The 12372-nt window shown below is 57.0% G+C and carries 12 protein-coding genes and 1 rRNA gene (1 of these 13 running past the window's edge); 8 read left to right on the plus strand and 5 right to left on the minus strand.

All coding sequences use genetic code 11. The features are described 5' to 3' along the window. Both QFW87_RS26610 and tyrS read right to left on the minus strand, forming a co-directional pair. Positions 1–586 (minus strand): 16S ribosomal RNA (locus tag QFW87_RS26610) (it extends 953 nt beyond the left edge of the window). A 552-nt stretch (positions 587–1138) separates the two neighbouring features. Beyond that, entirely contained in the window at positions 1139–2338 is a 1200-nt protein-coding gene (tyrS, locus tag QFW87_RS26615) for a tyrosine--tRNA ligase (protein ID WP_283189241.1), read from the minus strand. 212 nt (positions 2339–2550) lie between these two features. Here tyrS and QFW87_RS26620 point away from each other — a divergent pair, with 212 nt between their 5' ends. Together QFW87_RS26620 and QFW87_RS26625 are read left to right on the plus strand one after the other, a co-directional pair. Beyond that, entirely contained in the window at positions 2551–3987 is a 1437-nt protein-coding gene (locus tag QFW87_RS26620; RefSeq protein ID WP_283181879.1) for a peptidoglycan DD-metalloendopeptidase family protein, read from the plus strand. A gap of 3 nt (positions 3988–3990) precedes the next feature. Continuing rightward, positions 3991–5082: an anhydro-N-acetylmuramic acid kinase gene (locus QFW87_RS26625; protein ID WP_283181880.1), complete on the plus strand. Its 1092-nt coding sequence runs from the start codon at positions 3991–3993 to the stop codon at positions 5080–5082. A gap of 80 nt (positions 5083–5162) precedes the next feature. On the opposite strand, the gene erpA is transcribed toward QFW87_RS26625, so the two are convergent. Next, a complete protein-coding gene (gene erpA, locus QFW87_RS26630; protein WP_007947969.1) occupies positions 5163–5513 on the minus strand; it encodes an iron-sulfur cluster insertion protein ErpA in 351 nt (116 codons plus the stop codon). A 168-nt stretch (positions 5514–5681) separates the two neighbouring features. Further along, a complete protein-coding gene (gene argC / locus QFW87_RS26635; RefSeq protein ID WP_007941665.1) occupies positions 5682–6716 on the minus strand; it encodes an N-acetyl-gamma-glutamyl-phosphate reductase in 1035 nt (344 codons plus the stop codon). Positions 6717–6851: 135 nt separating this feature from the next. Here argC and hemJ point away from each other — a divergent pair, with 135 nt between their 5' ends. The 6 genes from hemJ to coq7 all read left to right on the plus strand — a co-directional run bounded on the left by hemJ (position 6852) and on the right by coq7 (position 11380). Next, the gene (gene hemJ, locus QFW87_RS26640) at positions 6852–7280 is read left to right on the plus strand and encodes a protoporphyrinogen oxidase HemJ (RefSeq protein WP_046052338.1); all 429 of its coding nucleotides are present in this window, start codon (positions 6852–6854) and stop codon (positions 7278–7280) included. Between the two features lie 33 nt (positions 7281–7313). Further along, a complete protein-coding gene (locus QFW87_RS26645) occupies positions 7314–8282 on the plus strand; it encodes a nitronate monooxygenase family protein (RefSeq protein WP_283189242.1) in 969 nt (322 codons plus the stop codon). Positions 8283–8368: 86 nt separating this feature from the next. Continuing rightward, positions 8369–9334, plus strand: coding sequence for a DUF805 domain-containing protein (locus QFW87_RS26650; RefSeq protein ID WP_283189243.1), 966 nt, complete (start codon positions 8369–8371; stop codon positions 9332–9334). 62 nt (positions 9335–9396) lie between these two features. Then, positions 9397–10185 carry an SDR family oxidoreductase gene (locus tag QFW87_RS26655; RefSeq protein WP_283181883.1) on the plus strand — a complete coding sequence of 263 codons (789 nt, stop codon included), beginning with the start codon at positions 9397–9399 and terminating at the stop codon, positions 10183–10185. An 82-nt stretch (positions 10186–10267) separates the two neighbouring features. Further along, the gene (locus QFW87_RS26660; RefSeq protein WP_008147240.1) at positions 10268–10606 is read left to right on the plus strand and encodes a histidine triad nucleotide-binding protein; all 339 of its coding nucleotides are present in this window, start codon (positions 10268–10270) and stop codon (positions 10604–10606) included. Positions 10607–10732: 126 nt separating this feature from the next. Further along, positions 10733–11380, plus strand: a complete 648-nt coding sequence (gene coq7, locus QFW87_RS26665; RefSeq protein ID WP_008147238.1) for a 2-polyprenyl-3-methyl-6-methoxy-1,4-benzoquinone monooxygenase — start codon at positions 10733–10735, stop codon at positions 11378–11380. Positions 11381–11465: 85 nt separating this feature from the next. Here the strand turns inward: coq7 and speD are convergent, their stop codons facing one another. Next, entirely contained in the window at positions 11466–12260 is a 795-nt protein-coding gene (speD, locus tag QFW87_RS26670; protein WP_283181884.1) for an adenosylmethionine decarboxylase, read from the minus strand. Between the last annotated feature and the right edge of the window lie 112 nt (positions 12261–12372).

Here is a 12372-nt window from a genome sequence, read left to right on the forward strand (position 1 = left end):
AACCACCTACGCGCGCTTTACGCCCAGTAATTCCGATTAACGCTTGCACCCTCTGTATTACCGCGGCTGCTGGCACAGAGTTAGCCGGTGCTTATTCTGTCGGTAACGTCAAAACACTTACGTATTAGGTAAATGCCCTTCCTCCCAACTTAAAGTGCTTTACAATCCGAAGACCTTCTTCACACACGCGGCATGGCTGGATCAGGCTTTCGCCCATTGTCCAATATTCCCCACTGCTGCCTCCCGTAGGAGTCTGGACCGTGTCTCAGTTCCAGTGTGACTGATCATCCTCTCAGACCAGTTACGGATCGTCGCCTTGGTGAGCCATTACCTCACCAACTAGCTAATCCGACCTAGGCTCATCTGATAGCGCAAGGCCCGAAGGTCCCCTGCTTTCTCCCGTAGGACGTATGCGGTATTAGCGTCCGTTTCCGAGCGTTATCCCCCACTACCAGGCAGATTCCTAGGCATTACTCACCCGTCCGCCGCTCGCCACCAGGTACAAGTACCCGTGCTGCCGCTCGACTTGCATGTGTTAGGCCTGCCGCCAGCGTTCAATCTGAGCCATGATCAAACTCTTCAGTTCAAACATCTTTGGGTTTTTAAGAAACCCTAAACTTGGCTCAGCAATCGTTGGTTACATCTTTGATTTCTCGCGGAGTAACTTGTGATGCTGATAATCTTGTTGACTATCAGTCTGACTCCACAAGCACCCACACGAATTGCTTGATTCAGTTGTTAAAGAGCGGTTGGTTAAGATCTTTCGTCTCAACCGAGGCGCGCATTCTACAGCAGCCTCTGTTGCTGTCAAGCGGTTATTTTCCGAAATTTTCAAAGTTTCCTTTGCAACTTCAACCACTTGCGCTTGCGATCTCTCGTTAGCGGGAGGCGAATTCTACAGCGTTACTCGCTGCTGTCAACACCTCTTTTACACCGCTTTCGACCGAGAAGATCGAACCGTTAAAAGAGCCAAACAACACCACTCTTTCAACTCCTTCTGGGCTTCGATGACCTGAAGCAACTCGCTGTCGAAAACTGCGTAACTCATTGTTTACCAAGGAGTTTTCCGTTTCGACTGCGCCGGAAGTGGGGCGAATTATAGACTTCCAGAATCTGCCGTCAACCCCTAATTTGAGCGTTATTCGGATTTGAGCGTAATACGCGCAAATGCCTTCTTCCCAGCCTGGCAAACATGGGTCGCGCCCAGTACGTATATAAAGGTGCGATCGACAACCTCACCATCTATACGCACACCACCAGAACCTAGAAGGTCCCGCGCGACAGCCGAGTTCTTGACCAGACCTGCCTTATTAAGGACAGCAGCAATCGGCATGTCTTCAGTAGCAGTCAATTCGATCTCTGGCAGATCGTCCGGTAGCTCGCCTTCCTTCATACGGTTACCCGCCGCACGGTGAGCATTGGTCGCAGCCTCTTCACCATGGAAACGCGCAACGATCTCTTCGGCTAGCTTGATCTTGATATCACGCGGATTGGCACCCGCCTCGACATCAGCACGGAATGCATTGATCTCATCCATGGGGCGGAAACTGAGCAATTCGAAGTAGCGCCACATCAGCGCATCCGGAATGGAAACCAGCTTGCCGTACATCACACCCGGCGCTTCCTGAATACCCACGTAGTTGCCCAAGGACTTGGACATTTTCTTCACGCCATCCAGACCTTCGAGCAGCGGCATGGTCAGAATGCACTGAGCCTCTTGACCATATCCACGCTGCAGTTCACGCCCCATCAACAGGTTGAACTTCTGATCAGTACCACCCAGCTCGACGTCCGCGCGCAAGGCGACCGAGTCATAACCCTGAACCAGCGGATAGAGAAACTCGTGAATGGCAATTGGCTGATTGGTGGTGTAGCGCTTATCGAAGTCGTCGCGCTCGAGCATGCGAGCTACGGTGTACTGCGAAGTCAGGCGAATGAAATCGGCCGGCCCCATCTGATCCATCCAGGTGGAGTTGAACGCAACTTCGGTTTTCGCCGGATCAAGAATCTTGAAAACCTGGGTCTTGTAGGTCTCGGCATTCTCGAGAACCTGCTCGCGGGTAAGAGGAGGACGTGTCGCACTCTTGCCACTCGGATCGCCGATCATCCCGGTGAAGTCACCTATAAGGAAGATCACCTGATGCCCCAGCTCCTGGAACTGGCGCAGCTTATTAATCAGCACGGTATGACCCAGGTGCAAATCCGGCGCGGTCGGATCGAAGCCTGCCTTGATACGTAGCGGCTGGCCACGCTTGAGCTTTTCGATCAGCTCGGACTCGACCAACAGTTCTTCCGCACCACGTTTAATCAGCGCTAGCTGCTCTTCAACCGACTTCATAACAGACCCGCATGGCTCGAATTCAAAGGGAACCAACCATACAAGATCGCGCGTCAAATACAAGTTTTGCCCGGCGCACGGACGCCAATCCGCGACCACAGCGTTTGCGGACTTGCTTCAGAGATGATTTGGTTATATTTTATACAGTTATTTCATCTTCATCATGTCATTCATCTTTTCCAATTCATCTTTTTCAAAGTCAAAAATTACCTATGACCAAAGAATCGTCTAAAGCGCCGCCGCTTTACCCGAAGACCCACCTGCTCGCAGCAAGTGGCATCGCCGCCCTTCTGAGCCTGGCGCTTCTGGTATTTCCTTCCAGTGATGTTGAAGCCAAAAAGACGACCCTGAGTCTTGAACTGGAAAGCCCTGCTGAACAACTGACACAAGATCAAGACGCTGCCGAGGCCGTCCAGGCCACAAATGAGCCAGCAGCTTCCCCTTTCGCGCAGATCGAAAACAGCGCCGAAGAACCCCAGGAAACCGCTCAGGCCGCACCGGCGCCAGCATCCACGCCCGCCCCTGCGATCGAAGAAAAAAAATCTCCAAACCATAGGGAAGTGATCGTTTCTAAAGGCGATACGCTCTCCACACTGTTCGCGAAAGTCGGCCTTCCGGCAACTTCGGTGCATGAAGTACTGGCCAGCGACAAACAGGCCAAGCAGTTCAGCCAACTCAAACATGGCCAGAAACTTGAATTCGAACTGAGCCCCGATGGCCAGCTGACCAACTTGCACAGCAAGGTCAGCGACGTCGAAAGCATCACCCTGATCAAGAATGACAAGGGTTATGCATTCAACCGCATTACCGCCAAGCCTACCGTGCGCTCCGCCTACGTTCATGGCGTGATCAACAGTTCGCTGTCGCAATCCGCTGCACGTGCAGGCCTGTCCCACAGCCTGACCATGGACATGGCCAGCGTGTTTGGCTATGACGTCGACTTCGCCCAGGATATTCGCCAGGGTGACGAGTTCGATGTCATCTACGAACAGAAAGTCGTCAACGGCAAGGCCGTCGGCAATGGCCCGATCCTTTCCGCGCGCTTCACCAACCGCGGCAAGACCTACACCGCCGTGCGTTACATCAATAAACAAGGCAACAGCAGCTACTACACAGCTGACGGCAACAGCATGCGCAAGGCGTTTATCCGTACGCCGGTGGACTTCGCCCGCATCAGTTCGAAATTCTCCATGGGCCGCAAGCACCCAATCCTGAACAAGATCCGCGCCCACAAAGGCGTCGACTATGCAGCGCCGCGTGGCACCCCAATCAAGGCAGCCGGTGACGGCAAAGTGTTGCTGGCCGGACGCCGCGGTGGCTACGGCAACACCGTAATCATCCAGCACGGCAATACCTACCGCACGCTGTACGGCCACATGCAAGGCTTCGCCAAAGGCATCAAGACTGGCGGCAGCGTCAAGCAAGGCCAGGTGATCGGCTACATCGGCACCACCGGACTCTCCACCGGCCCGCACTTGCACTACGAGTTCCAGGTCAATGGCGTACACGTCGATCCATTGGGCCAGAAGGTAGCGATGGCCGATCCGATCTCCAAAGCTGAACGCGCACGTTTCCTCGCGCAGAGCCAACCGCTGATGGCGCGTATGGATCAAGAGAAATCCACGCAGCTGGCTTCGAGCAAGCGATAAGCCATGACGCTCTATATAGGTGTGATGTCCGGGACCAGCCTCGACGGCCTGGATATTGCGCTGGTTGAGCTAGCCCCGGCGATCAAGCTGGTCGCCACGCACTACATTCCCATGCCTGACTCCCTACGCACCGAGCTGCTTGGCTTGTGCAGTAGTGGCCCGGACGAGATTGCCCGCTCCGCCATTGCCCAGCAGAACTGGGTGAAGCTGGCAGCACAGGGCATTCACACCCTCCTTGATCAACAAAACCTGGAGCCCGAAGACATTCGTGCAATCGGCAGCCACGGTCAGACCATTCGCCACGAACCCGCGCGCGGCTTCACGGTGCAAATCGGCAACCCTGCCCTACTGACGGAGCTGACCGGCATCACCGTGGTCAGCGACTTCCGCAGCCGCGATGTGGCCGCCGGAGGGCAAGGCGCGCCACTGGTTCCAGCCTTCCACGAAGCGTTGTTCGAAGAACAGCCTGGCAATCGTGCGGTATTGAACGTCGGCGGTTTCAGCAACCTAAGCCTGATCGAGCCCGGTAAACCGGTAGCCGGTTTCGACTGTGGTCCAGGCAATGTTCTGCTGGATGCGTGGATTCACCAGCAACGCGGCGACAACTTTGATCGCGACGGCCAATGGGCTGCCACCGGTAAGGTCGAACCGATTCTTTTGAAAGAATTGCTCAGTGATCCGTTCTTCGTGACCAAAGGCCCGAAAAGTACCGGTCGCGAAGTATTCAACCTGCCATGGCTGACACAGCACCTGACACAGCTGCCGACCTTCGCCACCGAAGACGTGCAGGCAACGCTGCTTGAACTGACCGCCCTGACCATCGTCGAATCACTGCAAAGCGCCCAATCAGACACCCTGGAACTGCTTGTCTGCGGCGGCGGCGCGCACAACACCACGCTGATGAACCGCTTGGCCAGCTTGCTGCCGAACGCCAAGGTCACCAGCACCGCGGCTTACGGTGTAGACCCGGACTGGGTCGAAGCCATGGCTTTCGCCTGGCTGGCACATTGCTGCCTTGAAGGCATCGCGGCCAATCGCCCGAGCGTCACCGGCGCCCGGGGCCTGCGCGTACTCGGTGCCATTTACCCTGCCTGACTAGCCATACCGAATCCCGGACAGCAAAACGCCGCAGAGCCCTGAGGCCATGCGGCGCTTGGTGATGCGATGTATTGCGATCAGATCGAGAACGAAGAGCCGCAGCCACACGTGGTGCTGGCGTTCGGGTTCTTGATCACGAAGCGCGAACCTTCCAGACCTTCCTGATAATCCACCTCGGCACCTGCCAGGTATTGGAAACTCATCGGGTCGACCACCAGACTCACACCTTCGCGTTCGACGATGGTGTCGTCATCGGCCACTTCTTCATCGAAGGTGAAGCCGTACTGAAAACCTGAACAACCACCGCCCGTAACGAATACGCGCAGCTTCAAGCGATCATTCCCCTCTTCATCGACCAGGCTCTTCACCTTGTGCGCGGCACCGTGGGTGAATTGCAAAGCCGTGGGGGTGAAGGATTCGACGCTCATGCTAACTATCTCCCGGCGTTACGCCGCCATAATGCGTGATGACGCGCATTATCCGCTTCTCCTAGAAAATCGGTCAACTATTGTTACGGTATATCAATCAACACATTTGCCCGCCCGAAATGCAAAAAAGCCCGTCAGACGGGCTTTTTTGCTGAGCAGGATAAAGCCTTACGGCAGCATGCCTGCATGGGACAGACCCAAGCGCTCATCCAGACCAAACAGGATGTTCAGGTTCTGCACCGCCTGACCCGACGCACCTTTGACCAGGTTGTCGATCACCGACAACACCACCACCAGATCACCATCCTGCGGACGATGCACCGCAATACGGCAAACGTTGGCACCGCGCACACTGCGGGTTTCCGGATGGCTGCCAGCAGGCATGACATCGACGAACGGTTCGTTGGCATAACGCTTTTCAAACAACGCCTGCAGATCCACGGAGCGATCCACGACAGTCGCGTAGAGCGTCGAGTGGATGCCTCGAATCATTGGCGTCAGGTGCGGAACGAACGTCAGACCGACATCCTTGCCCGCGGCGCGACGCAGACCCTGGCGGATTTCCGGCAAATGACGGTGCCCTTTGACGGCGTAAGCCTTCATGCTTTCTGACGTCTCGGAGTACAGCGAACCTACAGAAGCGCCACGACCGGCACCACTGACACCGGATTTGCAGTCAGCGATCAAGCGAGTGGTATCGGCCAGACCTGCTTCCAGCAATGGCAGGAAACCCAATTGCGTAGCAGTTGGGTAGCAACCCGGCACGGCGATCAGACGGGCCTGCTTGATCTGCTCGCGATTGACTTCCGGCAAGCCGTAAACCGCCTCTTCCAGCAGTTCCGGCGCGCCGTGCGGCTGACCGTACCACTTGGCCCACTCATCGGCGTCTTGCAGACGGAAGTCCGCCGACAGGTCGATGACTTTGGTCCCGGCTGCCAACAGTTCGCCAGCCAGCGCATGGGCAACACCGTGAGGCGTGGCGAAGAACACCACATCGCAAGCGCCCAGCGTCTTGATGTCCGGAACGCTGAACGCCAGGCCATCGTAATGACCGCGCAGGTTCGGATACATATCAGCCACGGCCAGACCGGCCTCGGATCGGGAAGTGATGACGACCACTTCTGCTTGCGGATGCTGTGCCAACAGACGCAGCAGTTCGACACCGGTGTAACCCGTGCCGCCGACGATACCGACCTTGACCATAAACCTGCCCTCAACGAACCCACTGGAAAGCCATCGATAATAGGGGCCACGCGGCTCTGCGACAACCGTCAAGGTGACGTGCGGCGGCACAAGCCTCTACTATTCGGGCTACCGTGAACCTGGGAATAACTAAAAATGCTTTATCTGTGGCTCAAAGCGCTTCACATCATCAGCATGGTCTGCTGGTTTGCCGGCCTGTTCTATCTGCCGCGCCTGTTTGTCTATCATGCCCAAAGCGAGGACACCGTCAGCAAGGAACGCTTCAGCATCATGGAGCGCAAGCTGTACCGCGGCATCATGGGACCGGCGATGATCGCCACCTTGATTTTCGGCATTGCACTGATCGGCCTGAACCCAAGCATATTCAGTCAGGGTGCGTGGATTCACGCCAAGTTGACCCTGGTGGTGATCCTGATCGGCTACCACCACATGTGCGGCGCTCAGGTGAAACGTTTTGCCCGTGGCGAGAACACCCGCAGCCATGTCTTTTATCGCTGGTTCAATGAAGTGCCGGTTCTGATATTGCTGGCTATTGTAATTCTGGTCGTCGTTCGGCCGTTCTAACTCCAATAAGCACAACTCACCGGGGTACTTCCAATGTCGCTGCCCGCTCTGCTCGAACAACGTTTGCGCCTGCCTGTGGTGGCAGCGCCAATGTTCCTGATCTCCAACCCAAAACTGGTGCTCGCCTGCTGCCGTAATGGCGTGGTGGGCAGCTTTCCTGCGCTGAACCAGCGCGAGAGCAGCGGCTTCAAGGCCTGGCTGGAAGAGATCGAAGCAGGGTTGGCGACACTGGATAACCCCGCGCCTTACGCGGTGAACCTGATCGTCCACAACAGCAACCCGCGGCTGCAAGCGGACCTGGCGATCTGCATCGAGCACAAAGTGCCGATTGTGATCACCAGCCTCGGCGCCGTGAAAGAACTGGTCGATGCAGTGCACAGCTATGGCGGTCTGGTGTTCCATGACGTGACGACTCGTCGCCATGCAGAGAAAGCCGCCGAGGCCGGGGTCGACGGTTTGATCGCCGTGGCAGCAGGTGCCGGTGGACACGCCGGAACCTGGAGTCCGTTCTCACTGATTGCCGAGATCCGCCAATTCTTCGACAAGACCCTGCTGCTGGCCGGTTGCCTGAACCACGGTCACGAGATTCTTGCGGCACAATTGCTTGGTGCGGATCTGGCCTACTTCGGTACGCGATTTATCGGCACCACCGAAAGTCATGCGTCTGACGCCTATAAAGAGATGCTGCTGACTTCCAGAGCCGCGGACATCGTCCATACTCCAGCGGTGTCGGGAGTACCGGCGAGCTTTATGCGTCAGAGCCTTGAGGCAGCAGGTTTCGACATGGCAGCGCTGCAAGGCAAGGGCGAGGTGAACTTCGGCTCCAAACTCAAGCCCATAAGCGATGAAGCCAAAGCCTGGAAAACCGTCTGGTCCGCAGGCCAGGGTGTCGGCGAGATCGATGACCTGCCGAGTGTTGATCAATTGGTCGCTCGCCTCGATGCCGAGTACCGAAAAGCACTGGAGCTGGCGGCAGCGCTGCCCAAGCGCTGGCCACGCTGACAGGAAAACTTGGCCAGCCCATTCCGGCTGGCTTTACACTCCATCCGCAATACTCCCTAAAACATTCGCGACAAGGATGCCTCGCAATGAGCGAAAACCGTTTCAAGATCGTGTTCGACGGGGCTCTGCTGCCAGGTGTTGACGTCACCACCGCCAAGCTCAATCTCGCCGAGTTGTTCAAAAGCGATGTGGCCGCCATCGAGCGACTGTTCAGTGGCAAGCCGGTTGCGCTCAAACGCGATCTGTCACAGATCGATGCGCAGACCTATCTCCAGGCGCTGAGCAAAACCGGTATCGATGCCCGGATCGAATCCGAACCCTCGATCGAGCTGAACCTGTCTGACGTTCATAAACACGCCCCTGCCGTCGCGGCAGATCCCGAATCCCCTTACGCACCACCCCAGGCTACCGTTGGCGAAGCCTTGCCTGCGTTTTCCACACTCAAGCCGTTCAGCTTCGAGGGTCGGATCGGTCGCTTGCGTTATCTGGCCTGGACGATGTCGCTGACGCTGGTGACCCTTAGCGCTGGCTCTTTGATTGCTGTTTTTGCCTTGGCCCTCATCAACACGGACTCGACCATCGCCCTCATTCTCGGAGGCCTGCTGGCCTTGATCGGCTTCGTGGTGCTCGGCCTCGTCAGCATTCAGTTCAGTGTCCAGCGCCTGCATGATATCGGTTGGTCTGGCTGGCTCTGGCTACTGACGCTCGTGCCGTTCGTGGGCAGCATCTTTCCGTTCGTGATGGTGATTGTGCCGGGTAATAACACCGCCAATCGATACGGCGCGCCACCACCGCCCAACAGCACCGCCGTCAAGGTCCTGTCTTCACTGTGGCTGGTGTTTATCGCGATCCTGTTCATCGGCGGACTGACCGGTGGCCTTACGACCATTCAGAGCGAATATGAAAGCGCCACCCAGAGCCGCTATGAAAGTGACTCCGTGACCACCGAAGAGATCGAAGATCAAACCGCCGTGGAAGCAGAGCCAGCGCCAAATTCAGCCGACGATGCAGCCGAAGAAGCCCAGCCCCCTGTAGACTCTGCGAAAGAATGAACAGCGCTCCCCGTCCGTGACACCTGCGTCGCCGGCGCGGAGCTGTTGCGATGGAGAAATGCATGACCCGTTACGCTCTGATCACTGGCGCTTCCAGCGGCATCGGCCTGGCGATGGCCGAAGCGCTGGCCCGGCGCGGCCGCAGCCTGATCCTGGTGGCCCGTCAGCGTGATCAGCTGGAAAGTATTGCGATTGAACTGACTCAACGTTTTGGCGTGGAAGTGTTGTTCCGAGCCTGTGATCTCGGCGAGCCGCTACGGCTGTCCGGTTTTCTGCTGGAGCTGGAGGAAGGTGACCGACAGATCGATTTGCTGGTCAACTGCGCCGGCATCGGCACCTGCGGCCCTTTTCTGGCTCAGGACTGGATGACCGAACAGGACCTGATCGAAGTGAACATCCTCGCACTCACTCGCCTGTGTCACGCGATCGGCAACAGTATGGCGCTGCAGGGCGGCGGGCAAATTTTGAATGTCGCCTCGGTGGCGGCGTTCCATCCCGGCCCGTGGATGAGTACTTATTACGCCAGCAAGGCTTATGTGCTGCACTTTTCCGAAGGGTTGCGCGTCGAACTGAAAAAATGCGCGGTCAAGGTGTCGGTGCTCTGCCCCGGCCCTACCCGCACGGCGTTTTTCCGCACCGCGCAATTGGACGCTGGCAAACTGGTCGACAGCAAAATGCTGATGAGACCCGAGGAAGTCGCGCTCTACACCGTCCGGGCTCTGGAGAAAAACCGCGCCATCATTATTCCGGGCCGACGCAACCGCTGGCGCGCCTTCCTGCCGCGACTCGGCTCGCGCTGGCTGACCCGGACAATCGCCGGCATGGTCAACAAGGCTTACTGCCCGCGCTGATCGCACCCTCAAGGTAAAAGACTGGGCTCGGGCATAACCCATGGTTACACTCAGGCCAGCCCAAACAACGGAGAAAACAGCTGTGGATACTCTGTTCACCAAGATCATCAACCGGGAAATCCCGGCGAAGATCATTTACGAGGACGACCAGGTACTGGCCTTCCACGACATCGCCCCACAGGCACCGGTGCATTTCCTGGTGATCCCGAAAAAAGCGGTGCGCACGCTTAACGACCTGACCGAGGACGACAAGGCATTGGCTGGGCATATTCTGTTCACCGCCCAGCGTCTGGCCCTGGAACTGGGTTGCGAAGAGGGCTTCCGCGTGGTCATGAATTGCAATCCACTCGGTGGGCAGACCGTCTATCACATTCATATGCATGTATTGGGTCAGCGCCAGATGCATTGGCCGCCGGGCTGATTGCAGTAAGCCCTGTGGGGGCGGGCAATCCCGCTCCCACGAGCACCTGCGTCGCAATGACCCAGCGCAAACCTTCCCCGGCCGATTGGGTTAAACTGGCCGCCGAGATTCTTCCCGGAGGTCAGCATGACTACCCAACGTCACTACTCGCCGATTGACCGCCTTCTGCTGCAAGCCGATGCCGCGATGCGTACCTTGTTGCCCTTCAGTGGTCAGCCGTACCGTCCTTCGCCCGCTATCGTTCAGCCGGATGCGCAAATGAGCGACGAAGACACCCGGCACGTCGCCGGTCTGATGCGCATCAACCATACCGGCGAAGTCTGTGCCCAGGCGCTGTATCAGGGTCAGGCCCTGACCGCCAAGCTGCCGCAAGTGCGCGCCGCCATGGAGCATGCCGCCGAAGAAGAAATCGACCACCTGGTCTGGTGCGAACAACGCATAAAACAGTTGGGCAGCCACACCAGCATTCTCAATCCACTGTTCTACGGCATGTCGTTCGGGATTGGCGCGGTGGCCGGATTGATCAGCGATAAAGTCAGCCTGGGGTTCGTTGCCGCGACCGAGCATCAGGTGTGCAAACACCTCAACGAACACCTTGAGCAACTGCCAGCCGAGGACGAAAAGTCCCGGGCGATCCTCGAGCAGATGCGCATTGATGAAGAACACCACGCCGAAAGCGCGCTGGAGGCAGGGGGTTTCCGCTTCCCGGCACCGGTGAAGTTCGGCATGAGCCTGATGGCCAAGGTCATGACCAAGAGTACTTACCGGATCTGAACTCAGGGCCTTGCTCCTACAAGGGACACTCGCAGTAAAAAAGGCGACTGCCGTGAGGGAGTCGCCTTTTTTGTGTTCAGCAATTTTAGTTCGGCATGTTGCGCGCGTAGAAGATTTCCAGCATTTCGTGTTTCACACGCTCGGTCACCTGAGCACGCTGCTCAGACGACAGGTTGTTGGTAGCGTCGCCGAACAGGTAGTTATCCAGCTCGAAGTTCTTCAGCAGCATTTTGGTGTGGAACAGGTTTTCCTGGTACACGTTCACGTCGGTCATCTGGTATGCGTCGCGAGTGTCTTCGGAAAGGTAGTTCTGAATCGAATTGATCTCGTGGTCGATGAAGTGCTTTTTGCCTTCCACGTCACGGGTGAAACCGCGCACACGATAATCCACGGTCACGATGTCCGAATCGAACTGGTGGATCAGGAAGTTGAGCGCCTTGAGCGGTGAAATGACGCCACAGGTCGACACATCAATGTCCACACGGAATGTCGCGATGCCATCGTCCGGATGGATTTCCGGGTAGGTGTGCACCGTGATGTGGCTCTTGTCGAGGTGGGCCAGGATGATTTCAGGCAGCGGGCCCGGGGACTCTTCGATCTGACTGTCGGTCGGGGTCACCGGCTCTTCAGAGATCAGAATCGTGACACTGGCGCCCTGGGGTTCATAGTCCTGACTGGCAATGTTCAGGATGTTGGCACCAATGATATCGACAACTTCTGTGAGGATCTGCGTCAGGCGCTTGGCGTTGTACTCTTTATTGATGTACTCGACGTAAGCCTGTTGGTCTTGCGGGGTTTCCGCGTAGCAGATGTCATAGATGTTGAAGCTCAAGGTCTTTGTCAGGTTATTGAACCCGTGGAGCTTGAGTTTGCTTTTCACCGTTAAAACTCTCTATGCAGTGCGGCCCGGCCGCGTAATCAAGCATGCCAGCGCCACTTTTTCCGGGGTAATGGCCCCTCAACCGACAGGCCACACACCCGAGCAGACGCCA

Source organism: Pseudomonas sp. PMCC200344 (genome assembly GCF_030053095.1).
Classification (GTDB): domain Bacteria; phylum Pseudomonadota; class Gammaproteobacteria; order Pseudomonadales; family Pseudomonadaceae; genus Aquipseudomonas; species Aquipseudomonas svalbardensis.

Coding starts and splice junctions, on each gene's coding strand:
- tyrS (WP_283189241.1), bottom strand. CDS start 2,338: ATGAAGTCGGTTGAAGAGCAGCTAGCGCTGATTAAACGTGGTGCGGAA.
- QFW87_RS26620 (WP_283181879.1), top strand. CDS start 2,551: ATGACCAAAGAATCGTCTAAAGCGCCGCCGCTTTACCCGAAGACCCAC.
- QFW87_RS26625 (WP_283181880.1), top strand. CDS start 3,991: ATGACGCTCTATATAGGTGTGATGTCCGGGACCAGCCTCGACGGCCTG.
- erpA (WP_007947969.1), bottom strand. CDS start 5,513: ATGAGCGTCGAATCCTTCACCCCCACGGCTTTGCAATTCACCCACGGT.
- argC (WP_007941665.1), bottom strand. CDS start 6,716: ATGGTCAAGGTCGGTATCGTCGGCGGCACGGGTTACACCGGTGTCGAA.
- hemJ (WP_046052338.1), top strand. CDS start 6,852: ATGCTTTATCTGTGGCTCAAAGCGCTTCACATCATCAGCATGGTCTGC.
- QFW87_RS26645 (WP_283189242.1), top strand. CDS start 7,314: ATGTCGCTGCCCGCTCTGCTCGAACAACGTTTGCGCCTGCCTGTGGTG.
- QFW87_RS26650 (WP_283189243.1), top strand. CDS start 8,369: ATGAGCGAAAACCGTTTCAAGATCGTGTTCGACGGGGCTCTGCTGCCA.
- QFW87_RS26655 (WP_283181883.1), top strand. CDS start 9,397: ATGACCCGTTACGCTCTGATCACTGGCGCTTCCAGCGGCATCGGCCTG.
- coq7 (WP_008147238.1), top strand. CDS start 10,733: ATGACTACCCAACGTCACTACTCGCCGATTGACCGCCTTCTGCTGCAA.